The following is a 23206-nucleotide window of genomic DNA, read 5'->3' as shown; positions in this document are numbered from 1 at the left end:
AGTGCCGGCCAGCGGCCGGCACTACCGGAGCACGATCAGGCCGCAGCGCGCGCCTGTGGCATCGACTGCAACTGGAACGCGCCCACCGCTTCGGTCAGCGCGTGTACCTGCGCCTGCATCTGCGCGGTGGAGGCACCAGCCTCTTCCACCAGGCTGGCGTTGCGCTGGGTGCTGGCTTCCATCTGCACGATGGTCTGCTTCACCTGCGCGATGCCGGCATGCTGGTCCTGCGATGCACTGCGGATACCGGCCAGCAGCTCGGCCAGCTGCTGCACGCTGCCAACGATCTCGCCCATCGTGATGCCCGCCTGCTCGGCCTGCTGGTTGCCCTGGCCAACACGCGCCACCGAATCCTCGATCAGTCCTTTGATCTGCTTGGCCGCTTCGGCACTGCGCTGGGCCAGCAGGCGCACTTCCGCAGCCACCACGGCGAAGCTGCGGCCCTGCTCACCTGCGCGCGCGGCTTCCACCGCGGCATTCAGCGCGAGGATGTTGGTCTGGAAAGCGATGCCATCGATCAGCTGGGTGATGTCGCCGATCCGCCGCGAGGCCTCGCTGATGCCATGCATGGTCGCGACCACCTGGCCGACGGCCTCGCCACCGCGCTGGGCCACCGCGGCCGCCCCCTGCACCAGGGCATCTGCGCGGCCCGCGGCATCGGCATTGCGGCCAACGGTGTCGGTCAACTCGTGCATCGACGCTGCCGTCTCTTCCAGGTTGGCCGCCTGCTGTTCGGTACGCTGCGACAGATCATGGTGCCCGGCAACGATCTCACCAACGCCGGTGTCGAGGCTGGACGTCGCCTGCTGGATGCGGGTGACGATGCGGCCCAGTTGCGCGACCGTGGCGTTGGCATCGTCGCGCATGCGTGCGAACACGCCCTGCAGCTCACCTTCCATGCGCACGCTGAGGTCACCACGGGCCAGCGCCGCCAGAAGCGCCTGCAGATCGCCGAGGTTGGTCTCGAAGGTCGCCAGCAGGCGGTTGATGCTGGTCGACAACGTGCGCACGAAGCCCTGTTTTCCCTCCAGCGCGATGCGGCCGTGCAGGTCGCCATGTGCGGCGGCGTCAACCAGTGCTGCCACTTCGGTTTCCAGCAGCGTTTCCAGCGCGCGGCTGCGCCACTCCACTGCCACGCCGAGGAAATGCCCTTCGTCGGTGATGGCATTGGCGATCAACTGGTAGCGGACGCCGGCATGACCGATCTCGCGCTCCTCGCGCTGGCGCACGCCAGCCAGGCTGGCCAGTGCCGGATGCAGGCGTACCGCGTCGCTCCCCACCAGATCTTCAAGCCGGAGTGCAAGCTGCTCCAGCAGCGCCGGATTGGCGTACGCCACCAGGCCTTCGGCATCAATCACCATCAAGCCGGCCTGTGCGCTGTCCAATGCCTGGCGCACGCGGGTGTTGCCGCGGGCCACCGCACGCTCGGTCTCGATGCGCGCGCGCAGGCGCTGCTGCATGTCGACCAGGCGCTGGGCCAGCTGGCCGATTTCATCGTTGGCGTTGTAGACGCGCAGGGTGGTGTCGAGGCGGTCGTCGGCGATGTCGCTGGCGAAACGCAGGGTGTCCTGGATCGGCTGGCGCACCGCACGCAGCACCAGCACCAGGCTGGTGATCAGCACGCCGGCCACCAGCAGCAGGGTCAGTGCGAACAGCACGCTCATCGTGCGCGCGCCGGCCTGCTGGCGTGCCTGCGCCCTGGCCAGCGCCGCCACCTGTGCCTGCTGGAATGCGGCCAGCGCCGGCGCTACGCCCGCGGCGGTATCCAGCAGCGACTGCGCTTCCACATCCAGGCCGACGCGGGCAGCGGTATACCCCAGCAATGCGGCCTGATATGCCTCCATCCCGGTGCGCAGGGTGTCCTGCACATCCGCAGGCAGGCCCGCCAGCGCGAGGTCGAACGGCAGCTTTTCCTCGCTGGCGCGATCGGCGTGGGTGGAATCACCGTCGAGCAGCAGCAGCGCCTCCTGCCTTCGCATCTTCTGCAGGGACAGCGCCAGCGCGGGCCGCTGCTGCACATCCACCTGCGCCTGCAGCGTGTCGGCGGCCTGCTGCAACTGCGCAGCGAGGCCGGCATCACCACGGCCCATCTCGTCGACACGTCCGAACAGGGCGGCCACACCCTGCGAGAACGCGTCGGCAGCTTCGGTCAGTGCCTGCAGGGCCTTGCGCCGGCCAGCATCCATCGGCGTCGCGCGCAGCGCCTGCAGATCGGTCTGCAACGCCGTCTGCGTGGCCAACAGCTGCGCGCGGTCGGCATCATCGAAACTGCGTGCATACTGGGTCTGCAGGCGACGCGCTTCGGCCACCCGCGTGGACAGGCTGGCAGCCAGATCGCTGCCGCGCTGGTAACTGGCCTGGCTGCGTGCAGCCAGTGCGTTGGCATGGCCAGTCCAGGCGTAGACAGCGGCGATCGCCACCAGGCCCAGGCCACAGACCCACAGGGTCGCCTTGAGCTTGTTGGCCACGCTGAGCCGATGTGGCTGCAGCCAGCGCAGCAGCCCGGGGGACGCCGAGTGCAACGCAGCAAGGCGCGTGCGCAGGGACCGGAGGTGGGGGACAACGGCCGACATGACAGACTCCAGGCGGAAAGACGCACCTGTATCGGCCGGATTCAGGGCAACTTTAGCGCTTTCTTCGTCTGCGTCCCCCCATCGCTGGTGGACGCGGCCTTTGTACCGGGTGCAGGCGACGGAGGCATGACACGGCCGCCGCGCTTGACCTCAACCCCGGTTGGGGGAGCACAGTGGACCTCCCTCCCCCGCCCGGTGCCTCCATGACGACGCTCGATGTCCCCCGCTACCTGCAGCGCCTGCAGTTGGATGCGCCGCCACCGCGGACTCTGGCCGGCCTGACCCTGCTGCAGCAGCGCCACAACGCACTGCTGCCCTTCGAGACCCTCAGCTGCCTGCTGCGCGATGCGGTGCCGATCGACCTGGACAGCGTGCAGCGCAAGCTGCTCGACGAGCGCCGCGGTGGTTACTGCTTCGAACTCAATGGCGGGTTGCTGGCGTTGCTGCAGGCATTGGGCTTCGATGCGCAGCCATTGAGCGCGCGGGTACTGCTGGCCGCCCAGGACGGCGAACTGACCGCGCGTACCCACCTGCTGCTGCGCGTGGACGTCGACAGCGACGCCTGGCTGGTGGATGCCGGTTTCGGCAGCCTGACCCCGACCGTGCCGCTGCGCCTGCATGATCCGCAGCCGCAGGCCACGCCGCACGAACGCTATCTGCTGCAGCGCCTGCACGACGAGGGTGATTTCGTGCTGTCGGCCGAGTCCAACGATGGTTGGCGGGCGATGTATCGGTTCGACCTGCAGGCGCCGGCACCGATCGACAACGTGGTGGGCAACTGGTACGTGTGCACCCATCCCGATTCCAGTTTCCCCGGGCAGCTGCGCGCGTCGCTGACCGGGCCGGACTGGCGCCGCACCATCGGCAGCGGCAACTACACCGAGTATCGCCCCGGGCAGGCACCGGACAAGCGCCCGCTGCATGATGTGGGTGATGTGCGTGCCGTGCTGCAACAGCGCTTCGGCATGCAGCTACCGGACGACCCGCGACTGGACCCGGCCATCAATGACTGGCTGCAGCGCTCGCGCGCCGCGACCTTGTAGGGCCGAGCCCATGCTCGGCTGAGCTGGAGCGGCTGGGCCAACAGCAGCCGAGCGTGGTCTCGGCTCTACAGAGCTGCGCGCGCCTGCAGCGCAATGTGGTTGCCTTCGCTGTCGCGGATCTCGGCCACGCGCCAGTCGCCCGCGTCGGCGGGGCCGAAGCACAGCTCGGCGCCCGCTTGCAGTGCTCGCTCCAGGCTCGCATCCAGGTCATCGACGCCGATGTAGACGCGCGCCCCCTGTTCGGAAGGCCGGTAGTCCGCGCCGAGCACCAGCGCAATGCTGGCACCGGCGGCCTCATCGGAGAACGGCAGGTAGGCCATCCGGCAGTCGTGCAGCACGACAGGTTCGTCCACCGCGACCTGCAGCCACCGCTGGTAGAACGTGATGGCACGGTCCAGGTCACTGGCCGGGATTTCCACATGCAGGATCGGGTTCACTGGCACTCCTTGCTCGGTCCACTCAGATGATGCGCAGGGTAATCGCCTTCAGCACCGCACGGGTGCGATCGCGGGTGCCCAGCTTGTCGAGTATGGCGGACACGTAGTTCTTCACCGTGCCCTCGGCCAGGAACAGGCTGCGCGCGATCTCCTTGTTGCTGTAGCCACCGGCCAGCAAGCGCAGGATCGCCACCTCGCGTTCCCCGAAGGTATCGGTGGGCGGTGCTTCATCGTGGAAGCGGTAGCGGGCGCGTACCGGCTCGGTGCTGACCGGCAGCAGCAGGGTTTCACCTGCGGCGACGCGCTCGATCGCCTCGCGCAGGTCTGCGGGTGCGGCGTCCTTGAGCAGGAAGCCCTGTGCGCCGGCCTCGCTGGCACGCAGCAGCAGATCACTTTCATCAAAGGTCGTCAGCAGCAGCCACGGCGTCGCATCGCCGCGCGCGCGCAGCTGGCGCACTGCTTCGATGCCGTCCATCCCGGGCATGCGGATGTCACTGAGCACAACATCCACGCGCTGGGTGGACAGCGCGTCCAGCAACGCCTGGCCCTCCTCGGCCTCCAGCGCCACGTCCACGCCCAACCCCTGCAACAACGCACGCAGCCCGGCGCGGACCAGCGCCTGGTCGTCGGCCAGGGCAACACGGATCGCGCTGCCGTTCATGCCGGCACCCAGGCGGTCAGGTGCATGCCGCCCTGTGCGGTGCGGGCCAGTTCCAACTGGCCACGCACTGCGGCCAGGCGCTCACGCATGCCGGCGATGCCGTTGCCCTCGCGGATACGTTCGGCGCGCTGGCCGTCGTCACGGATGTCGATACGCAACCGGGAATCCTCCTCGTTGATCGTCAGCCATACGGTGTCTGCGTTGCCATGCCGGGCGGCATTGGTCAGCGCTTCCTGTACCAGGCGCAGCACGGTCTCGGCCATCAGCGGGTCAACCACGCGCACGCACTCGCCGATCTGCAGCTGCAGCTTCGGGCGCGGGAACGGCGCGGCCAGCGCGTGCAATGCGGTGGCCAGATCGAGGCCGCGATCATCGCGCATCGATTGCACCACCTGGCGGATGTCGGTCAGCAACTCGCCGGACAGCTGCTCGGCCAGCACCAATCCTTCGCGCCTGGCCAACACAGGGTCGGCCGCAAGGGCACGCAGGTTCAAGCGCATCGCGGTGAGCTTGTGCCCGGCCACATCGTGCAGTTCGCGCGCCAGGCGCAGGCGCTCGGCATCGCGTGCGCTGTCGGCCAGCAGCGCGCGGGTGGCCAGCAGGTCGGCATTGACGCGGGCCAGGTCATCGCGGGCCAGCGCCGTGCTGCGGGCATAGTGTGCGGTCAGTGCAGCAAAGGCCTGGAAGCCGCCATAGAGCAGCACCACCAGCAGCGGCTGGCTGAAGCCGCTGTAGCGCAGCACGAGATACATGGCGAGGTTGGCCAGCAGTGCAACAGCCAGCACGAAGCGCGGTGGCCAATGCTCGGCCAGCTGCGCCACCAGCACCACCAGCAGTACCGGTGCGGTGCCGGTACGCGGCTGCAGCGCAACCAGCACGACCGCCAGCAACGCCTGCAACACCGCCGCGACAGCGCGCACGCGGGATGGCACCGACGCCCAGCCGTGCACCACGAACAGCAGCAGGAACACGGCAAGCAGCAGCAGGCTCAGCCCGGCACCGTTGCGCTGCACCGCGAATGACAGGCCCACCACCAGCACGGTGGCCAGGCCGGCGAGGCTGAGGGGACGCAACAGATGGCGGAACAGGCTGGGCATGGCCAGATGCTGACCGCCGCGCACGCCGGCGGCAATGGGTCCGGCGCAGAAAGTGACTTCTGGCACGTCGAATCGATGACCACTGGCCCTGAACCCGGTGCAGGGTCGCACGCAGACTGGCGCCACACCGCCACACACACTTCCGGAGCCACTGCCATGATCCGCACCGCCCTGCTCAGCACCGCCCTGACTGCCCTGGCCCTGGCCGGCAGTGCCCACGCCGCCGACCTGGCCGTGACCGTGCACGACGTCCGTGTGCAGACCGGCACCCTGCGCGTTGCGCTGGTCGACAGCGCCGCCGCCTGGGACGGCAAGGCCAGGCCCGTGCAGGCCCAGCAGGCGGCGCCCAGCGGCGACAGCGCCCACTTCACGTTCAAGGGCGTGCCGGCCGGCAGCTATGCCGTGCTGCTCACCCACGACGAGAACGACAACGGCAAGCTCGACACCAACCTGGTCGGCATGCCGGTGGAGGGCTACGGCTTCAGCAACAATCCGCAGGTGATGCGCAAGCCGACCTTCGACGAGGCGCGCGTCGACGTACCGGCCGCCGGCACCGCCATCGACATCACCCTGCGCTGATTCCTGCATCCAGACCCGAGGCCACCATGGACCGTCGCCGCTTCCTTCGTACCCTGCTCAGCAGCAGTGCCTGTCTGGCCCTGGGCACCACCGCGCTGCGCAGCGCTCCCGCCTTCGCCGGCGACCCGGCGCGGTTCGCGCAGGGCATGCAGGAACACCCTTGGCTGCTCGGCTGGCGCAGCGTCGGCAGCGAAAGCCTCGGTCCGGCCACCGTGCAGTTGCAGGGAAAGCTGCCGTCAGGCCTGGCTGGCACGCTGTACCGCAACGGTCCGGCGTGGACCGAGCGCGATGGCTTCCGCTACGACCACTGGTTCGACGGCGACGGCATGGTGCATGGCTGGCGCTTCAATGGTGATGGCAGCCTGACCCATCACGGGCGCATGGTTGCCACGCCGAAATTCACCCGTGAACAGAAGGCCGGCCGCTTCCAGTATCCGGCCGCCGGCACCAGCATTCCCGGTGCGCTGGCGGTACGCAACAACGATGATGCCAACGTGGCCAACACCTCGGTGACGATGATCAATGGCCGCCTGTTCGCCCTGTGCGAATCCGGTTCGGCGTTCGAAGTGGACCCGGATTCGCTGCAGACGCTTGGCCCTGTCACCTGGCGTCCGGACCTGGCGGCGCTGCCGTTCTCGGCGCACCCGCTGACCGACCACGACGGGAGCCTCTGGAACTTCGGCTCGATCAGCCTGATGGGGGGCCATGGCCTGCTGGTCTGGCACATCGGTGTGGACGGCCAGCTGCGCAGCGCCAATGTGATCGAAACACCCGAGCATGGCTACCTGCATGCCTTCGCGATGACCGACCAGCACCTGGTGTTCGTGATGATGCCGTTCGATTTCACCGGCGCAGGTGGCAGCTTCTTCGAGCGCATGCAGTTCGCACCGCAGCGTCCGGTGCGCATCGCGGTGGTCGCCAAGGATGCGCCGGACAAGGCGCAATGGTTCGAGGCCCCGTTCGCGGCGATCTACCACTTCGGCGACGCGTTCACCCGCGATGGCGGCATCGTGCTGCGCGCAGTGCGCCACGACGACATCAACGAGGCGCGCTCGCCGATGAAGGAAGCGATGGCCGGTGATGGCGCACACGCGGCCAACAGTGGCGCCAGCCTGGTCGAGCTGCATCTGGACCTGCGTCGTGGACAGGCCCGCTGGCAGACGTTGGGCATCAGCGCGGTGGAGTTCCCGTTGTTCGACCCGCGCTCGGCGAACACACGTGGCGCACGGCTGTATGCGCCGACCATCGACGGCACGGCCACTGCGCCGTACTTCAACGCGGTGGCCGCGTTCGAGATCGAGCATGGGCGCCGCCAGCTCTGGAACTACGGGGCGGACATCATGGCCGAAGAGCATGTGTTCGTACCGCGCCCGGGCAGCCGCAACGCCGATGACGGCTGGCTGATCGGCACCCTGCTCGATCCGGTGAACCAGCGCAGCGGTCTGGCCGTGCTGGATGCGCGCCATGTGGATGACGGTCCGCTGGCCCAGGCGTGGCTGCCGTATGCGGTGCCACTGGGCTTCCACGGCACCTTCGCCGCGCGCGGCTGAGTCCACGCCACGCGGACACCGTTGTTGGCATGCTGGGTCTCCCCTGCCCCGTGGAGTCCTGCATGTCCCTGGCCGACCACCGACGTACGCTGGCACCGCACGGTTTCCTGCGCGTGGCGATCAACCTGGGCAACCCGGTGCTGGCACAGGGCGATGCGCGCTCACCGCGCGGCCCCTCGCTGGAACTGGCTACCGCGTTAGCGCAACGGATGGGGGTGCAGGCACGCTTCACCTGCCACGATGCCGCAGCCTCGGTGGTCGCCGCAGCGGGCGAAGACGGCTGGGATCTGGCCTTCCTGGCGATCGATCCGGCGCGTGCCGACCGCATCGCCTTCAGCGCTCCGTATGTGGAGATCGAAGGCACTTACCTGGTGCGCGAAGACAGCCCGGCGCAGCAAGTGGCCGACCTCGACCGCGACGGACTGCGCATCGCGGTGGGGCGTGGCGCGGCCTATGACCTGTTCCTGAGCCGGGAACTGCGCCATGCCACGATCGAGCGGGCGGACACCTCGGCAGCGGCCATCGCCCTGTTCGACCAGCACCGCCTGGATGCCGCCGCCGGTGTACGCCAGCCGCTGGCGGCCTGGGCGAAGGCACATCCCGGCCATCGGGTGTTGGCCGATCGCTTCACCGCGATCCAGCAGGCAGTGGCGGCACCGGCCTCACGCCCGGCCGATGCGCTGCGGGCGCTGTTTGAGGAAGTGGAAGCGATCAAGGCGGGCCCGTTGCTGGAGGAAGCGTTCGCGCGTGCCGGGCAGGCGGTCACCCTGGTGCAGTGACTGCAGAGTCGAGATCGAGCACCGCGCGGCGTTACAGATGCGCGTCCGCCATGTGCTGCACATGCTCGGCGGCCTGCGCATGCAGCCAGTCGCGGAACGCGAGGAAGCCGCGATGGCTGGCCGAGCGCTGCGGGTACACCAGCCAATGCGGCCACGCCGTCTTCAGGCGCTGGCTGGACAGCGCGACCAGCTGGCCGGATTCCAGCAGCAGGCGTGCCCGGGTCACCCGGCCAAGGGCCACGCCTACGCCATCCAGTGCGGCGCGATGGTGCGCCTCCGAATCATCCAGCACCGCCACGAAGCGCGATGGCGGGCTCTGCCCGCTCAACGCGAACCAGGCGCCCCACGCGCCGTCGGGATCACCGAGCAGCGGCCACTGGGTCAGCGGTACACGGTCGATGCCCCCCATGCGCTCGATCAGCGCGGGGCTCGCCATCGGCACCAGCCACTCGTCGAACAGCGGTTCCACCACCAGGCCCGGCCATTGCCCGCTGCCCAGCCGCAGCGCGGCGTCGAACTGGCGCTGCCGCTCGAAATCAATCAGGCGCTCACTCGACTGCAGGTTGATCTCGATCTGCGGATGCTCAGCCACGAAGTGACCCAGGCGCGGCACCAGCCAGGCCGATGCCATCGATGGCACCGCACTGATCGTCAGCACGTGCTCGGCACGCGCGGCATAGGGCTGGAAGGCTTCGTTTATCGCATCCAGATGCGGCCCCACCTGCTCGAGCAGGCGCTGCCCCTCAAGGGTAAGGGTGATACCACGCGGCTGGCGGATCAGCAGCGGCTGCCCGAGCCGTTCTTCCAGCTGCCTCATCTGGTGGCTGAGCGCGCTGACGGTCAGGTTCATCGACGCCGCCGCGCGCGACAGGTTGCCAAGCCGGGCGGCAGCCACGAAGCCCTGGAGGGCATGGAGCGGAGGGCGGGACATAAAGCTTGAAATTCTCTCAAGTCATGCTTGCGGAAATGTCGCTTTTTGCCCGTCCATGCTGCCCGTATCGTGCAATCCACTCAAGTGGAGGCACGCTCATGAACATCTTCGGCGGCTTGTTGTTCCTGCAGGGCCACGTGGCCAGCGCCGAGCTGGCACGCCAGCTGGCCAGCCCGTCCGCACCTGCCCCGCAGTCCGCGCGGCAACCGGCCGCGCCGGTTCAGCCGCCGCGAGCCCGTTGAACGCTCCTCAACCTGCATGCCAGCGTTGGACGTGTTCAGGCAGCCACGGGATCGGATCGATGTCCAATGCCTGACAACCGTCGAGGGTGTCACGCAGCGCTCTTTCGCCGGGGCCACCGGGGATCCGCAGGCCTTCCTCTTCGGGAAACTGCACCGCCGCCCAGTCGTGCAGCCGGTCCATGCGCAGGCGAAGCGCGGCTCGCAGCCATCCCTTCAGTGGATAACAGCGATAGCCCTGTTCGCCCAGGCCGGCAACCGCAAGCGACAAAGCGTGGTTGGCACCACGTACCCATTCGGTGCGGCCTCCAGCCTTGTCCTGGACCGTCATCGGCGCCGGAGCGCGGTGCGCCTTGAACGGCGAACGCAGCTGCAGCTCCAGATCCCGCGCATCGCGCTCGCTTTCCGCTTCCACCAGCGCACCGGCGTCGAGATCGAAGAACTCGAACCAACGCCGGTGCAATGCGCTGATGCGCCCAAGCGGATCACGTGAGAAACCAATCTTCGCGTAGTCTTCCCACGCACAGGGGAAGACGTAGGCGAAGACACGACCGTCGATGCGGATATCCGACTGCATGTACGCAGGCTGCCTCGACAACAGCCCGCGTGCAACCGGGCGTTACCGTGGACGCTGCAGCACTTCCTGCACTGCGGCAGCCACGTCGGTATTGTCGATGTAGCTGCCGTCGTTCCAGCGCACGTGCTGACGGTAGCCGGCATCGACGCCCCGCACGCGCTTGCCCAGCAGCTCCGCGCCGGCGCCCCTGGCCCACAGCGGCACCAGCGCGTTGGAGTGGTTGCCGGTGGGGCGGAAGCTGATTCCGGGCATGCGGCCGCGACCGTTGTTGCGTACCGGCGCGAAAGCCACGTCCTGTGCATCCGGGCCCATCGGCATGCTGTTGTCGTGGTCGGTGGTGACGATCAGCAGGTTGCGCTCCCAGCCACCGTTGCGCTCGATCCAGTCGACCACCGCCTCCACCGCGTCATTGAACTCCACGGTCTCTTCGATCAGCCGGCCATACTGCGGCTGATCGCTGCACTGGCCGTAATGCCATTCGGTGCCGCACGCACTGGTATGTGCGGCCCAGTCGGTGGCGCCGCCTTCCACCATCAGGTACAGCCCCTTGGACGAGCGCTGCTGCAGGAACTGCAGTGCGCCACGCGTCATCGTCGCCAGATCGGGCACGCTGTCGATCTTCATCACTCCCGAAGGCGTGGCTGCATCCTTGCCCAGCACCTGCAGCTGGCGCGCCTGCTGCAGTGTGTTGGCCACGCGCGGTACACCGATCAGCGGCCGGTCGGCCGGCAACCGTCCCTGCGCCAGTGCGGCGAACGCTTCCTTGCTGCGGATCAGGCGCCACGGTCCCGCCGGATTGCCGCCGATGGTGCTGCCCGCTTCCAGCTGCTGCCAATCCTGCTGCGACACCCACTCCCATGGATTCGCACAGCCCTCCGCCTTCGCGGCGTCCGTACCTTCATGGCAGGCGCGGCCGTCGACGCTGTAGCCCGGGCCACCCGTGCCCATCACCAGGTCCATGTGGCCCTGCGCCAGCATCTGGTGTGCGATGGCGTGATAGTTGCTGCGCGATTCGTTCTGCGCCGCGAACGCGGCCGGCGTGGCATGCGCGAACGGCACCGAGGTGACCACGCCGGTGGCCATGCCCAGGCGCTTGGCGCGCAGCGTATTGAACTCGACCGGCTGGCCATCGTTGTTGAAGTTGATGGCGTTGTTGTAGGTCTTGATCCCCGAGGACAGCGCAGTGCCCGCCGCCGCACTGTCGGTAGCCACCGCGGCCAGGTACTGGTAGCCCGCAAAGGGCAGGTCCTGCGCAGGAACCGGCGCGTCATCCCAGGCCTTGCCCGGGTCGTAGCCAAGCGTCTGCGCGTTGTCACCGGTCGGCTGGCTGCTCGCGTTCAAGGGAAAGGTGGTCACCGCCAGGCGCAGTGGGAAATCCGCATAGGGTGCGCCTTCACGGCTGCCGTACTGCCAGTAGGCGGCAGCGTCCCAGGTACCCCAGCCGGCACCGTCGTTGATCATCACGATCACATTGAGCGGACCGGCTTCGGCGGTGGAAACAGCCTCGGCGCGCAGGTTGGGCTGGCAGCCGCCAAGTGCGGCCAGCGCGAGCAGCAACGAAGAATGAAGCCAGCGGCGTGGAATGCGTGCAGTCATCGGATGTCCCGTCGGGCCATCGGCGGCCCACAATGGCGATACGTTATATCGTTTCAATATTTCAGCTTCGTGCAGCCGCCGCACACTATCCTCCAGGGTCCCCGCTACCATCGTCGCTTCCATGCCGTCTCCTGCTCCTGCGCGTGCACCGCTGTCGTCCATCACCCTCGATGCGGCAACTTTCGCGGTGATTCACCAGCACAACGCGGATATCGCCAGGCAGCCGGCCTCGCTGACCAAGCTGATGACCGCCTACGCGGCTTACGAATGTGTCGAGGAGCGCGGGCGCTCGTGGGGCGACGAAGTCACCATCGCCGCCGACGACGTGCATGCGGTCGCCGACGATGAAACGCGCATGGGCCTGGTGCCCGGCGAAACGGTCACGCTCGCGCGCCTGCTGGAGGGGTTGATGATCGTCTCCGGCAATGACGCGGCGCTGGCCATCGCGCGCCACCTGGACGGATCGCAGCCTGCGTTCCTGGAGCGCATGAACCGGCACGCACGCCAGCTCGGCCTGCGCAGCAGCTGGTTCGCCAGCGTCTCCGGCATCACCACGCCGCGCCATGCATCCAGCGCGCGCGACATGGCGGTGCTGGCCGCCTGCCTGCTGAATGACCATCCGCAGATACTGGCAATCACCGCGCAGCGCGCGTTCGTGCATGGCAGCTTCAGCCGCAACAACCAGAATGCGCTGCTTGGCGATGATGGCGTGGATGGCTTGAAGACCGGCTACACCCAGGCAGCAGGCTTCTGCCTGGCCGCCACCGCATGCCGGGCAGTGCCCGGGCGGGATCAGCCGGTACGCCTGATCACCGTGGTATTGGGTTCTGAAAGCCGCGACGCGCGCGACGCACTGGTGCGCGATCAGCTGGCGGCAGGATTCGCCACGCTGGCCAGCAGCACTGCCGGGGCCTGACGCCCGAAGCCGCTCAGCGCCGCTCGACCGTCGCCACGATCAGCCGCTGCAGCTCGGCCTCGGCGTTGGTCTTGTCCAGTGCGCCTGCCGCCACGGCTTCGGACAGGGCTTCAGCTGCACCGAGAATCGCCCAGCGCCCAGCAAGTGGCACCGTGCCATCGGCGGCAAACGGACCCAGCCATATGTTGCAATTGTCGATGAAGTCCTGCTGGTAACGCCGCCGCACCTCGTGCAGTTCCGGCGCTCCCACCAGCGCTGCGAGGATGCCCTGCACTTCACTGCCTTGGCTGAGGATGCAGTCGATGTAGCCGGAGGCGATGGCCGCCGCACGGTCGGCCAGCTGCGCGCGGGCGCGGCCGATACGCTCGTGGAAGACCACCGTCTGCCGCCCGTCATAGTCATCGTAGAGCGCGGCCAGCAGGCCGTTGCGGGTCACGAAGTGATCGTAGGCCACCGGCTTGGTCACACCGGCCGCCTCGGCCAGCCGTCCCAGCGTCAACGCGTCGGTGCCTTCTTCACCAACCAGCGCCCAGGCCACGTCCAGCAACTGGCGGGCGCGTTGCTCGCGGGTCAATCGGCGGCGCGTGGGAGCGGCGTTGGCGGGCATCGGCGGAACACGGCGATCAGCGCATCGGAGTGCCTATTTTACGGCCGATCGCCAGCGCGGTCTGCAGATGCGCTCCAGCCGCACCGGTATCGGCATCCAGCAGCAGGTCGGACGTCAGCACGCGTGCGCCACAGTAGTCGAAGATGCCCATGTCGATCTGCGTCTTCATCGCCGCATCGTAGCCGCGTCGTTCGACCATCGCTGCGTCGGCACCGCCCAGCCCCACCAGATGCACGTTCAGGCGCTGCAGCTTCTTCACCAGCTTGCCCTGCGCGTCCTGTGCGTAGGCCCATTCGTTGGTGAAGACACGGTCGATCCAGCCCTTCAGCAGTGCCGGGAACGACCACCAGTACAACGGGAACACCAGCACCAGTGTATCGGTGGCCTCCAGCCGTGCGTGCTCGGCGGCGATGTCGGCCGGTACCGCGCCAGTGCTGCGGAACAAGGCCTGGTCCTGGGCGTTGAAGCGCGGATCGAAGCCTTCGGCCATCAGATCGGCGTAGGCCACGGTGTTGCGGGCGTCGGCGGCAGTGATGGCATCGCCGATGCGATGCGCCATCGCATGGGTCAGCGAACCGGGTTCAGGGTGGGCGATGACAATGAGGCTGTGCATGGGGGGTCTCCAGAAATCAATACCTACCAATAGTAAGTAGTGATTTTCGGGATACCAGCGCCATCGATGGGACGCTGTTTTCGCATCCACCGTATAGTGCGGCGGTGCCCTGTGAGACACCCGAACATGGATCGACGCCTGCCCCTGACGATGCTGATGCTGCTGTCGCTGTTGCTGTTGCTGCCATCCGCCTTCGCAGGTGAACTCAGTCCCAGTGATGCGAAGGCTCTGCGCGAAGATGTGCGCGCCATGATGGCTGCATACGCCCGCGGCGATGCGGACTTCCTCATCGAACGTACCCATCCCAGCCTCAAGCGACTGGCCGGCGGCGATGACGCCTTCCAGGCGATCACCCGTGATGCGTTGAAGAAGCAGCACAACGCCGGTGTAGTGATCATCAGCGAAGATGTAGGTGTGCCGACCCGGACCTATGCTGCCGGAGAGGAAGAAGTCTGCTTCGTGCCACGCCAATCCCTGATACGGGTGCGTGAAACCCCAATGCGCAGCACCACGTTCATGGTGGCCGTGCGCCGCGTTGGTGGTTCCGGCTGGACGTATCTGGATGGCACCGGGCTGCAGGGCAATCCAAACCTGCTTCGCCAACTGCTGCCAGCGCTGGAACCCGACGTGACCTTACCCAAGCGGGAGACCGAGGCGCTGTAGTCGCCGGCCCCTCCCGCCTTGCACGGCGTGGATCTAGCGGAACAGCGCGTTCAAGGCAGCCCCGGACGCCGCCTGCTGCAGCCCATCGAAGCGTCCGTCCTGCACGATCGGCTGGGTCGCCTGCATCAGCCCGCCCCACGCGGCACGGGCGAGTGCGCCGCCCAGACTCACCCGGCGAATGCCGAGCGCGGCAATGTCCTGCAGGCGCAGCGGTGTCGGTACACCGACCAGCAGGTTCACCGGCTTCGACCCGGCAGCGGCGACCACCGCGCTGATCTGCTCGCGCGTGCTGATGCCAGGTGCATACAGCACGTCGGCACCGGCCTCTGCGTAGGCACGCAGGCGCTGCAGGGTGTCCTGCAGATCCGGCACGCCAACGAAGAAGTTCTCGGCGCGGCCGACCAGCAGCACGTCGCCACCCGCGCGGTCGATGGCTGCACGGGCAGCGCGCAGGCGCTCGACCGCCTGGTCGATCGGACGCAGCGGTGCATCGGCCACGCCGCTGGCATCCTCGATCGACAATGCTGCAATGCCGGTGTCGATCGCCGCGGCCACCGCCTCCTGCACCGCCTGCGGCGTGGCGCCGAAGCCATCACCGAAGTCGGCATTCAACGGCAATGGAGTCGCTGCCACCATCACGCGCAGATGCGCCAGCGTGGCCTGCAGCGAAACCGCTCCGTCCGGCCGCCCTTCGCTCCAGGCGCAGCCGGCACTGGTGGTGGCCAGTGCCTGGAAGCCCTGCCGCTGCAGGTAGCGGGCACTGCCCACATCCCACGGGTTGGGCAGCACGAAGCAACCCTGCGCGTGCAGCTGGCGGAAGAACGCGCGCTTTTGCTGTGTGGCGGCATCGGGCGAGATCATGGAAGGGCTCCGGGGCGGCAGACCTGCACCCTAGCCCGCCCAGCGGCCACGCTCAACGACAACGGGGCGCACCTGCATGAGGTGATGCCCCCTGCTTATTGGACGCTGTGGATGCGGGTGCCCGAGCGTGCTTGCCTGCCCACACGATGCCGCCACGGAGCCCTTCATGCACCCGGACCCGCAGACCCTCACCGACGCCGGCGATGATGACGCCCATTGGGCCGACCTGCTTTCGCCGGCACGGCGCCGCCTGATCGCTTCGGCGGGTCTGGCCGCTGGCGGCCTGGCCAGTGCCTCGACCGCCGCCGCAGCACCGCGCGGCAACGACGCGGTGAATACCACCGAGCCTGGCCGCCCCGGCTTCCGTGCCATCGTGCCGCCAGCACCGGAAGGGCGCAGCCCCTGGGGCCAGGCCACGGCCAGCGAACCGACCCCGCGCCCGGCCAGCGTGCGTCCCGGCGAGGCCACCCTGCCCGTGACCCCACGCGCCTACACCGACATCAAGAGCTATCACGCGCACATCTACTTCGACGAGGACAGCTTCGAGAAGGCTGCGCTGCTGCGGCGCTGGGCGGCCGAGCGCTTCCCGGTGGAGCTGGGCAACTGGAACCTGGAACCACGCGGGCCGCACGTCACCCCGTCGTTCTACTTCGGCTTCACCAACGACCTGCTGCCGGTGCTGGTGCCCTGGCTGCAGCTCAACAGCCTGGGCCTGACCATCCTGATCCACCCCAATACCGGTGATGGCCGCGCCGACCACCTGTATTACGCGTTGTGGGTAAACCGCGCGCAGCCGGTGAATGCCTACAACTGGCCGGCACCGAAGCCTGGAGAACGGGAACCGCTGGAAGAGGTGTTCCCGAACGTGGTGCCGACGGTGCCGCTGGAGACGTGAGCGGGGGCGTGGCGGGGGGCAGTAGGCGTGCGGCGCACCTTGGGCTGCCCCTCGGTGGGTGCGTAGCGTGCTGCGTACCGAACGTCCTCCATCCACGCATCGCGTGGATCTATTGAATGGTGGCCTCATCCGCGCGTGGCGTGGATCTACTGCAGCACCACCCATGACAGCATCAGCCCTGCCCATGCCTGCCGCCATCGTCGGCCTACGTGCATGCATCCCCGGCCTGCGAGCCATTCAGCGCGCCTTGATCCAGCGCCCGCCATACGGCCACAAGCGCTCCGGCAGATTTCAAACGATCGATTGAAACGCTGCAAACTTCGCCGAACTGGACAGCATCCGCCGCTTCCGCCAGACTGCCGCCCTTTCCCGTCTTCCGGATCCCATGGCGAAGCTGCTGGTCCTGCACGGCCCCAACCTCAACCTGCTCGGCACACGCGAGCCGGAGGTCTACGGCCACACCACGCTGGCCGACATCGACCAGGCCCTGGCCAGCCAGGCATCGGCCGCCGGACACGCGGTGGAGAGCCTGCAGTCCAATGCCGAGCACGTGCTGGTGGACCGCGTGCAGGCCGCACGCGACGACGGAACCGCTTTCATCCTGATCAACCCCGCCGCCTTCACCCACACCTCGGTTGCCCTGCGCGATGCGCTGGCCGCGGTGGCGGTGCCGTTCATCGAGATCCACCTGTCCAACCCGCATACCCGCGAACCGTTCCGCCAGCACAGCTACTTCAGTGACAAGGCGGTGGGCGTGGTGTGCGGCTTCGGTGCCGACAGCTACCGCTACGCGATGGACGCGGCGCTGCTGCGGGTATCCGCCACCTGATTGTCGACCCGGGCGCCCACGGCGCTCTCCTCACCTAGATAGAAACCAAAGAGGCCCTCATGGATCTGCGCAAAATCAAGAAGCTGATCGACCTGCTGGAAGAGTCGAACCTGGCTGAAATCGAAATCAAGGAAGGCGAAGAGTCGGTGCGCCTGTCGCGTGCCCCGGTGGCCGGCTATGCCGCCCCGGTCGCCGCCCCGGTGTACGCCGCTCCGGCCGCCCCGGCACCGCAGGCGATGCCGATGCAGTCGCCGACCGAAGCCTCCACCGGCGGCACCGCCAAGCCGGGCCCGGCACTGCCGGAAGGCCACGTGCTGCGCTCGCCGATGGTCGGCACCTTCTACGCGTCGTCCGCACCGGACAAGCCGGCCTTCGTCACCGTGGGGCAGCAGGTCAAGGAAGGCGAGACCCTGGCCATCATCGAAGCAATGAAGATGTTCAACCCGATCGAAGCCGACACGTCCGGCACCATCGTCGCCATCCTCGGCGAGAACGGCCAGCCGGTGGAATTCGACCAGCCGCTGTTCGTGATCGGCTGAGGGGCACGCCATGCTCGACAAAGTCGTCATCGCCAACCGAGGGGAGATCGCGCTGCGCATCCTGCGCGCGTGCCACACCCTCGGCATCCGCACGGTGGCCGTGCATTCCACGGTCGACCGCAACCTCAAGCATGTGGCCATGGCCGACGAGTCGGTCTGCATCGGCCCGGCGCCGTCGCCGCAGAGCTACCTCAACATTCCGGCGCTGATCGCCGCCGCTGAAGTCACTGACGCGCAGGCGATCCATCCCGGTTACGGCTTCCTGTCGGAGAACGCCGACTTCGCCGAGCGCGTGGAAGAATCCGGCTTCATCTTCATCGGCCCCAAGGCTGACACCATCCGCATGATGGGCGACAAGGTCGAAGCCATCCGCGCGATGAAGTCGGCCGGCGTGCCGTGCGTGCCCGGTTCGGGCGGCCCGCTGGGCGATGACATCGTCGCCAACACCAAGATCGCCCGTGAGATCGGCTACCCGGTCATCATCAAGGCGGCCGGTGGCGGTGGCGGTCGCGGCATGCGCGTGGTGCATGCCGAGGCCTCGTTGAAGACCTCGATCGAAACCACCAAGAGCGAGGCCAAGGCCGCGTTCGGCAATGGCGAGGTCTACATGGAGAAGTTCCTGGAGAACCCGCGCCACGTGGAAATCCAGGTGCTGGCCGACGGCCAGGGCAACGCCATCCACCTGGGTGAGCGCGACTGCTCGATGCAGCGCCGCCACCAGAAGGTGGTGGAAGAAGCGCCGGCACCGGGCATCACCGCCGAACAGCGCGAGCAGATCGGCAAGGTCTGCACCGAAGCCTGCGTGCGCATCGGCTACCGCGGCGCCGGCACCTTCGAGTTCCTGTACGAAGACGGCCGCTTCTACTTCATCGAGATGAACACCCGCATCCAGGTGGAACATCCGGTCACCGAAATGGTCACCGGCATCGACCTGGTGGCCGAGCAGCTGAAGATCGCCGCCGGACAGAAGCTGTCGATCAAGCAGAGCGACGTGGTGCTGACCGGCCACGCGATCGAGTGCCGCATCAACGCCGAAGACGCCGAGACCTTCGTGCCGAGCCCGGGCACCATCACCGGCTTCCATCCGCCGGGCGGCCCCGGCGTGCGCGTGGATACCCACATCTACAGTGGCTACCGCGTGCCGTCGAACTACGACTCGATGATCGGCAAGCTGATCGTGCACGGCCCGGACCGCGAAACCGCCATCGCCCGCATGCGGGTGGCGCTGAGCGAGATGGTGGTCGACGGCATCAAGACCAACATCGCCCTGCAGCAGCGGATCATGCGCGACAAGGGCTTCCAGGCCGGTGGCCAGAACATCCACTACCTGGAAAAGCGTCTTGCCGAGCGCAAGAACAAGCCGATCGCACTGACCTGATCGGCAGCAGGTACTGGACATGAAAAGGGCGGGGATATCCCCGCCCTTTTCCATTGCCGTGGAGCCGAGCGTGGGCTCGGCTCTACGGCAGGTGCATCAGCGCTTGTCGGCAGCTTCGGCCGGGATCTGCGAATTCGCCAGCGGGCGTACACCATTGGGCGAGCTCGGGTCGACGATCACCATCGTCTCGGTGGACCCATCGGGCCACACCACCTGGAAGGTACTGCCTGCCGGCAACGATGCGAACGGCATGCCGCTCTGCGCGCGATAGACCGCAGCGACCTGGCTGGCACCCACGCGGCGCACATCTTCCTGCGCCTTCACCGTGGTCAGTTCCACTTTCGACAGATGCCGGTAACGATCTTCATAGGTGTCGATCATCAACAGCCCGACCGCGCCGGCCGAATAGGCCACGAACAGTGCCACCCAGAACCAGAACTTGGCCCCATGCAGGAATCGACGGTAGTTCATTGCCCGCCCCTCTTTCCAACCAATCGCTTGATCCACTGCTTCATTTTCCCCGCACCTTGCCGCGAAACCGCAGCGTCATACACGAAATCCCGGAAATCCTGCGTCCCATCCTGCGAACAGATCCCTCCATTCGCGCAAAAACTGTTGACCAGCACGCTGTCGGCACCACACGGTAGACCGAGCTCGCAGGCCGCAACCCGCCACGCCAGTTCACTGAGCTGTTCTCCCGCCACCAGGCCAGTGAGCGCTTGGTCGCCCGCCGCGCGCACGCCCATGCCCGGTGCAATGGCCATGAAGGCCTCCGGATCGCGCGATGTGCGCACCCGCTCGACCAGGTCACGGCGGTACTCGGGACTGTCATTCAGCGGCTCGCCTTCGGCAAACAGCGATGCTTCCGCTGCGAGGTTGCCCTGCGTGGCTGCCTTGCGGCGCTCGGCCAGCACCAGCGCGGACCCCAGCTTGTCGCCCGGCACGAAGCCGCCACAGCGCTGCGCCACGCGCTCGCGCGCCTGCACCATCGCCGGTGCAGCGGTCAGGCCAAGCCCGGCCAGCACATTGTTGTCCAACCGATAACCGCCCGGATCGATGGCGTACTGCGCGCAGTAGTCGTAGACCCGGCTGAGCATCCAGCGCGCCTCGTGATTGCCGTCGTCGGCCTGCACGCGCAGGCGCTGCGCGTAGGCGTACAGATCGGTCGCATCCTCGATGTCCGCGCGCAGGTCCAGCGGCAGGCCCGAAGGCAGCGCGTTGCCGCGCTCGAACGCCGCCAGGCGACGCGCCAACGCTTCCGGCACGACCGGCAGGGGCGCCGCATCGTCCGCCGCAACCTGCGCCGTCGGCAGTTCGCCTGCGGTCACCGGTACCGACCCGGCATGGCCGCTGGCCCGATACCCGGCCACGCCCAGCACGGCCACCGCCGGCAGCACGAGCAACCAGGTTTTCAGGGTCGGAGCAAAGGCCATTGGCGGCAGTGAGCGTTCATGGCGCACAGGAAAGCAGCAAGTTTAGCAAGGCCCGCCAGGCCTGTCTGAATCGGTTCCGTTCATCTCCAAGCGGCATCTCAGGCAGTACGGAGACGCTCCGATGGTCTAGCATGGCCCCCTTTCCCGCGATTGCCCCCACCGCCATGCCGTTCCTGGAACTGACCCTGCGTTGCACCGAAACTACCCAGCCCCGCTATGAGAATGCGCTGGAGGATGTCGGCGCACTGGCCGTCACGCTGCTTGATGCCGAGGCCGATACCAGCAACGAACAGGCCATTCTCGAGCCGGGCGTGGGCGAGACCCCGCTATGGGACACCCTGGTGCTGAGCGCGCTGTTTCCCGCCGACAGCAACGCATTGCTGCTGCTGGCCGCGCTGGAGGCGTTCGACCCGGAACTGGACTGGAGCAGCGGCAGTTTCCGCGCGGTCGAGGACGAGGACTGGGAACGCGCCTGGCTGGACCAGTTCCAGCCGATGGCTTTCGGCAGCCGCACCTGGATCGTGCCGTGGAACCATGAACTGCCGGAGGCCGCACAGGCGGCCGACGCCGCCGTGGTGCGGCTGGACCCGGGCCTGGCGTTCGGCTCGGGCACCCATCCGACCACCGCGCTCTGCCTGCGCTGGCTGGACCAGCTGGCCGTGGATGGCCTGCTGCAGGGCCAGCGCGTGCTCGACTTCGGTTGCGGCTCCGGCATCCTTGCGCTTGCCGCGTTGAAGCTGGGCGCCGCTGAGGCCATCGGCGTGGACAACGATCCGCAGGCCCTGGTCGCCACCGCCGACAATGCCGAGCGCAACGGCGAACAGGCGCGCATGCACGTGTACCTGCCGCCGGACGAACCGGTCGCCACCTACCCGATCGTGGTCGCCAACATCCTCGCCTCGGCACTGGACGCGTTGGCCGAGCTGCTGGCCGCGCGCGTGGCTGCCGGCGGCCGTATTGCCCTGTCCGGCATCCTGCACGGCCAGGAAGGTGAACTGCTGCAGCGCTATGCCGAATGGTTCGACGACCTGCAGGCGACCCAGGATGGCGACTGGATGCACATCACCGGCGTGCGCCGCGCCTGATCGTGGTTGAATGACTGCTGGATCCGAGCCCGCACCCTGAGCATGTCCGAGCCGAACCCACCGCGACGCCCTCTGGCAACCTTCCTGCGCACCGCCCCGGAAGGTTCGCCCGTGCCTGCGACCGATGCGCGCACGCAGGAACCGGAAGAACACGCGTCGCCTGCCATGCAGGTGCCAGCCGGGCCCGCCGAAGCGGCGCATGTGGCGGCGGAGATGCAACACGACGATGCGCCTGTCATCGTTGATGACATTGCGGCCATCGCGTCGGCACCGGTTGCAGTGCCGGCGACGACGGCCGCCGTTGACGCGCCGAGTTTCCTTGGCAGTGCGCGCCCCCGCGGCCTGCCGGCACCGCGCTGGCACTGGCTGCTGGTTGCAGGGCTGGCGCTGCTGCTGGTGCTGCAGAGCGTGCTGGCCGACCGTGCGCGGCTGGCCGCCGACGCTGGCAACCGTGCTTGGCTGGGCACGCTCTGCGGCCTCCTGCGCTGCAGCCTGCCGGCCTGGCATGAACCCACTGCCTTTACCATGACCAGCCGCGAGATCCGGCCGCTGCCCGGCCGGGCCGGCGTGCTGCAGGTGCAGGCCAGCATCCGCAACGACGCTCGCTGGGCACAGGCCTGGCCGGACCTGCGCCTGTCACTGTCCGATGCTGATGGCCGGGTGATCGGCAGCGGTGTGTTCACGCCTGCGCAGTACCTTGGCGAGAACCCCGGCGCCGCGCTGCTGGAACCGGGCCAGAGCGCGCGCGTCGCCTTCCGTGTGCAGGAGCCCGCCGCATCCACCGTCGCATTCACCTTCGACTTCCTCTGAACGTGAAAAGGCGACCGGCCGTGGCAGGCCGGGCACGCTCGCGCTAGACTGGCCGCCACCACCTCGTCCGGCCGCGCGCACCGCGCGCACGGGCCCACCGAATCGGGAACCCCCTTGAACGCTGTCCTCTCTCGTCCTGACAACAGTCGTGGCGCTCCCCGGCCACCGCTGCGTGAACATGTCGCCCAATCCGTGCGCCGTTACCTGCGTGACCTCGATGGCTGCGACGCGGACGATGTCTACGAGATCGTGCTGCGCGAGATGGAGATCCCGCTGTTCGTGGAAGTGCTCAACCACTGCGAAGGCAACCAGAGCCGCGCCGCCGCGATGCTGGGCATCCACCGTGCCACCCTGCGCAAGAAGCTGAAGGAATACGGCATCAGCGCGTAAGCGCGCACGGGTAGTGCCGGCCGCTGGCCGGCAACCCCACGAACGATGACAGGATGTTGCAGTTTCCGGCCAGCGGCCGGCACTACCGGTAGAACCGCGCCATGCGTGGATGGAAGCCCGGCAGA

26 protein-coding genes are annotated in these 23206 nt (G+C 67.8%); 14 read left to right on the top strand and 12 right to left on the bottom strand.

From position 1 onward, the window contains the following. Nucleotides 1-35: 35 nt before the first annotated feature. The gene (locus AC5P5S_RS06235) at nucleotides 36-2573 is read right to left on the bottom strand and encodes a methyl-accepting chemotaxis protein (protein ID WP_087802544.1); all 2538 of its coding nucleotides are present in this window, start codon (nucleotides 2571-2573) and stop codon (nucleotides 36-38) included. A gap of 203 nt (nucleotides 2574-2776) precedes the next feature. Between AC5P5S_RS06235 and AC5P5S_RS06230 the strand changes: the two genes are divergently transcribed. After that, nucleotides 2777-3616, top strand: coding sequence for an arylamine N-acetyltransferase family protein (locus AC5P5S_RS06230; RefSeq protein WP_062605540.1), 840 nt, complete (start codon nucleotides 2777-2779; stop codon nucleotides 3614-3616). A gap of 65 nt (nucleotides 3617-3681) precedes the next feature. Here AC5P5S_RS06230 and AC5P5S_RS06225 read toward each other — a convergent pair whose 3' ends face one another. From AC5P5S_RS06225 to AC5P5S_RS06215, 3 genes are read right to left on the bottom strand one after another with little or no spacing between them, the layout of a single operon-like run. Then, a complete protein-coding gene (locus AC5P5S_RS06225) occupies nucleotides 3682-4053 on the bottom strand; it encodes a VOC family protein (RefSeq protein ID WP_062605539.1) in 372 nt (123 codons plus the stop codon). A 22-nt stretch (nucleotides 4054-4075) separates the two neighbouring features. Beyond that, nucleotides 4076-4714 (bottom strand): response regulator transcription factor, encoded by a 639-nt coding sequence (locus tag AC5P5S_RS06220; RefSeq protein WP_005411236.1) that lies wholly within the window; start codon nucleotides 4712-4714, stop codon nucleotides 4076-4078. Next, a complete protein-coding gene (locus tag AC5P5S_RS06215; protein ID WP_062605537.1) occupies nucleotides 4711-5811 on the bottom strand; it encodes a sensor histidine kinase in 1101 nt (366 codons plus the stop codon). Before AC5P5S_RS06215 ends, AC5P5S_RS06220 begins: the two co-directional genes overlap by 4 nt. A 156-nt stretch (nucleotides 5812-5967) precedes the next feature. Here AC5P5S_RS06215 and AC5P5S_RS06210 point away from each other — a divergent pair, with 156 nt between their 5' ends. The 3 genes from AC5P5S_RS06210 to AC5P5S_RS06200 all read left to right on the top strand — a co-directional run bounded on the left by AC5P5S_RS06210 (nucleotide 5968) and on the right by AC5P5S_RS06200 (nucleotide 8719). After that, nucleotides 5968-6390: a DUF2141 domain-containing protein gene (locus AC5P5S_RS06210; protein WP_012481398.1), complete on the top strand. Its 423-nt coding sequence runs from the start codon at nucleotides 5968-5970 to the stop codon at nucleotides 6388-6390. A gap of 26 nt (nucleotides 6391-6416) precedes the next feature. Then, nucleotides 6417-7940, top strand: coding sequence for a carotenoid oxygenase family protein (locus AC5P5S_RS06205; protein WP_062605534.1), 1524 nt, complete (start codon nucleotides 6417-6419; stop codon nucleotides 7938-7940). A 62-nt stretch (nucleotides 7941-8002) separates the two neighbouring features. Continuing rightward, nucleotides 8003-8719: an ABC transporter substrate-binding protein gene (locus tag AC5P5S_RS06200; RefSeq protein ID WP_005411240.1), complete on the top strand. Its 717-nt coding sequence runs from the start codon at nucleotides 8003-8005 to the stop codon at nucleotides 8717-8719. A gap of 31 nt (nucleotides 8720-8750) precedes the next feature. On the opposite strand, the gene AC5P5S_RS06195 is transcribed toward AC5P5S_RS06200, so the two are convergent. Continuing rightward, nucleotides 8751-9650, bottom strand: coding sequence for a LysR substrate-binding domain-containing protein (locus tag AC5P5S_RS06195; protein WP_005411241.1), 900 nt, complete (start codon nucleotides 9648-9650; stop codon nucleotides 8751-8753). A 98-nt stretch (nucleotides 9651-9748) separates the two neighbouring features. Here AC5P5S_RS06195 and AC5P5S_RS06190 point away from each other — a divergent pair, with 98 nt between their 5' ends. Then, nucleotides 9749-9892 carry a hypothetical protein gene (locus AC5P5S_RS06190; protein ID WP_171956675.1) on the top strand — a complete coding sequence of 48 codons (144 nt, stop codon included), beginning with the start codon at nucleotides 9749-9751 and terminating at the stop codon, nucleotides 9890-9892. 7 nt (nucleotides 9893-9899) lie between these two features. Here AC5P5S_RS06190 and AC5P5S_RS06185 read toward each other — a convergent pair whose 3' ends face one another. Both AC5P5S_RS06185 and AC5P5S_RS06180 read right to left on the bottom strand, forming a co-directional pair. Further along, on the bottom strand, nucleotides 9900-10466 hold the full coding sequence (locus AC5P5S_RS06185) for a GIY-YIG nuclease family protein (RefSeq protein ID WP_012481401.1): 567 nt from the start codon (nucleotides 10464-10466) through the stop codon (nucleotides 9900-9902). 42 nt (nucleotides 10467-10508) lie between these two features. After that, nucleotides 10509-12062 (bottom strand): alkaline phosphatase, encoded by a 1554-nt coding sequence (locus tag AC5P5S_RS06180; RefSeq protein WP_012481402.1) that lies wholly within the window; start codon nucleotides 12060-12062, stop codon nucleotides 10509-10511. A gap of 121 nt (nucleotides 12063-12183) precedes the next feature. Here AC5P5S_RS06180 and AC5P5S_RS06175 point away from each other — a divergent pair, with 121 nt between their 5' ends. Beyond that, entirely contained in the window at nucleotides 12184-12978 is a 795-nt protein-coding gene (locus AC5P5S_RS06175; protein WP_062605530.1) for a D-alanyl-D-alanine carboxypeptidase family protein, read from the top strand. 13 nt (nucleotides 12979-12991) lie between these two features. On the opposite strand, the gene AC5P5S_RS06170 is transcribed toward AC5P5S_RS06175, so the two are convergent. Next, entirely contained in the window at nucleotides 12992-13585 is a 594-nt protein-coding gene (locus tag AC5P5S_RS06170; RefSeq protein WP_049460171.1) for a TetR/AcrR family transcriptional regulator, read from the bottom strand. Between the two features lie 16 nt (nucleotides 13586-13601). After that, the gene (locus AC5P5S_RS06165) at nucleotides 13602-14198 is read right to left on the bottom strand and encodes an NAD(P)H-dependent oxidoreductase (RefSeq protein WP_005411247.1); all 597 of its coding nucleotides are present in this window, start codon (nucleotides 14196-14198) and stop codon (nucleotides 13602-13604) included. 126 nt (nucleotides 14199-14324) lie between these two features. Between AC5P5S_RS06165 and AC5P5S_RS06160 the strand changes: the two genes are divergently transcribed. Next, complete coding sequence (locus AC5P5S_RS06160; protein ID WP_062605529.1) at nucleotides 14325-14861, top strand: hypothetical protein; 537 nt, start codon at nucleotides 14325-14327, stop codon at nucleotides 14859-14861. Between the two features lie 33 nt (nucleotides 14862-14894). On the opposite strand, the gene AC5P5S_RS06155 is transcribed toward AC5P5S_RS06160, so the two are convergent. Continuing rightward, the gene (locus AC5P5S_RS06155) at nucleotides 14895-15722 is read right to left on the bottom strand and encodes an isocitrate lyase/PEP mutase family protein (RefSeq protein WP_062605528.1); all 828 of its coding nucleotides are present in this window, start codon (nucleotides 15720-15722) and stop codon (nucleotides 14895-14897) included. A gap of 166 nt (nucleotides 15723-15888) precedes the next feature. Here AC5P5S_RS06155 and AC5P5S_RS06150 point away from each other — a divergent pair, with 166 nt between their 5' ends. From AC5P5S_RS06150 to accC, 4 genes are all read left to right on the top strand, one after another. Continuing rightward, nucleotides 15889-16617, top strand: a complete 729-nt coding sequence (locus tag AC5P5S_RS06150) for a DOPA 4,5-dioxygenase family protein (RefSeq protein WP_033834056.1) — start codon at nucleotides 15889-15891, stop codon at nucleotides 16615-16617. A 385-nt stretch (nucleotides 16618-17002) separates the two neighbouring features. Then, nucleotides 17003-17446, top strand: a complete 444-nt coding sequence (gene aroQ, locus AC5P5S_RS06145; protein WP_005411251.1) for a type II 3-dehydroquinate dehydratase — start codon at nucleotides 17003-17005, stop codon at nucleotides 17444-17446. Nucleotides 17447-17505: 59 nt separating this feature from the next. Next, the gene (gene accB, locus AC5P5S_RS06140) at nucleotides 17506-17985 is read left to right on the top strand and encodes an acetyl-CoA carboxylase biotin carboxyl carrier protein (RefSeq protein WP_005411252.1); all 480 of its coding nucleotides are present in this window, start codon (nucleotides 17506-17508) and stop codon (nucleotides 17983-17985) included. A 10-nt stretch (nucleotides 17986-17995) separates the two neighbouring features. Then, entirely contained in the window at nucleotides 17996-19363 is a 1368-nt protein-coding gene (gene accC, locus AC5P5S_RS06135) for an acetyl-CoA carboxylase biotin carboxylase subunit (RefSeq protein WP_005411253.1), read from the top strand. A 96-nt stretch (nucleotides 19364-19459) separates the two neighbouring features. Here the strand turns inward: accC and AC5P5S_RS06130 are convergent, their stop codons facing one another. Next, nucleotides 19460-19834 carry a hypothetical protein gene (locus AC5P5S_RS06130; RefSeq protein WP_005411254.1) on the bottom strand — a complete coding sequence of 125 codons (375 nt, stop codon included), beginning with the start codon at nucleotides 19832-19834 and terminating at the stop codon, nucleotides 19460-19462. Further along, nucleotides 19831-20796, bottom strand: coding sequence for a hypothetical protein (locus tag AC5P5S_RS06125; protein ID WP_032967023.1), 966 nt, complete (start codon nucleotides 20794-20796; stop codon nucleotides 19831-19833). The genes AC5P5S_RS06130 and AC5P5S_RS06125 overlap by 4 nt, the downstream gene beginning before the upstream one ends. 164 nt (nucleotides 20797-20960) lie before the next feature. Here AC5P5S_RS06125 and prmA point away from each other — a divergent pair, with 164 nt between their 5' ends. From prmA to fis, 3 genes are all read left to right on the top strand, one after another. After that, complete coding sequence (gene prmA / locus AC5P5S_RS06120) at nucleotides 20961-21881, top strand: 50S ribosomal protein L11 methyltransferase (protein ID WP_062605527.1); 921 nt, start codon at nucleotides 20961-20963, stop codon at nucleotides 21879-21881. Between the two features lie 42 nt (nucleotides 21882-21923). Further along, on the top strand, nucleotides 21924-22691 hold the full coding sequence (locus tag AC5P5S_RS06115) for a DUF3426 domain-containing protein (RefSeq protein WP_062605526.1): 768 nt from the start codon (nucleotides 21924-21926) through the stop codon (nucleotides 22689-22691). A gap of 114 nt (nucleotides 22692-22805) precedes the next feature. After that, on the top strand, nucleotides 22806-23081 hold the full coding sequence (gene fis, locus AC5P5S_RS06110; RefSeq protein ID WP_005419706.1) for a DNA-binding transcriptional regulator Fis: 276 nt from the start codon (nucleotides 22806-22808) through the stop codon (nucleotides 23079-23081). The last annotated feature ends 125 nt before the right edge of the window (nucleotides 23082-23206 follow it).

The organism is Stenotrophomonas sp. YJH_SMC_54 (assembly GCF_059368435.1).
This window is presented reverse-complemented; position numbering and strand designations above follow the sequence as displayed.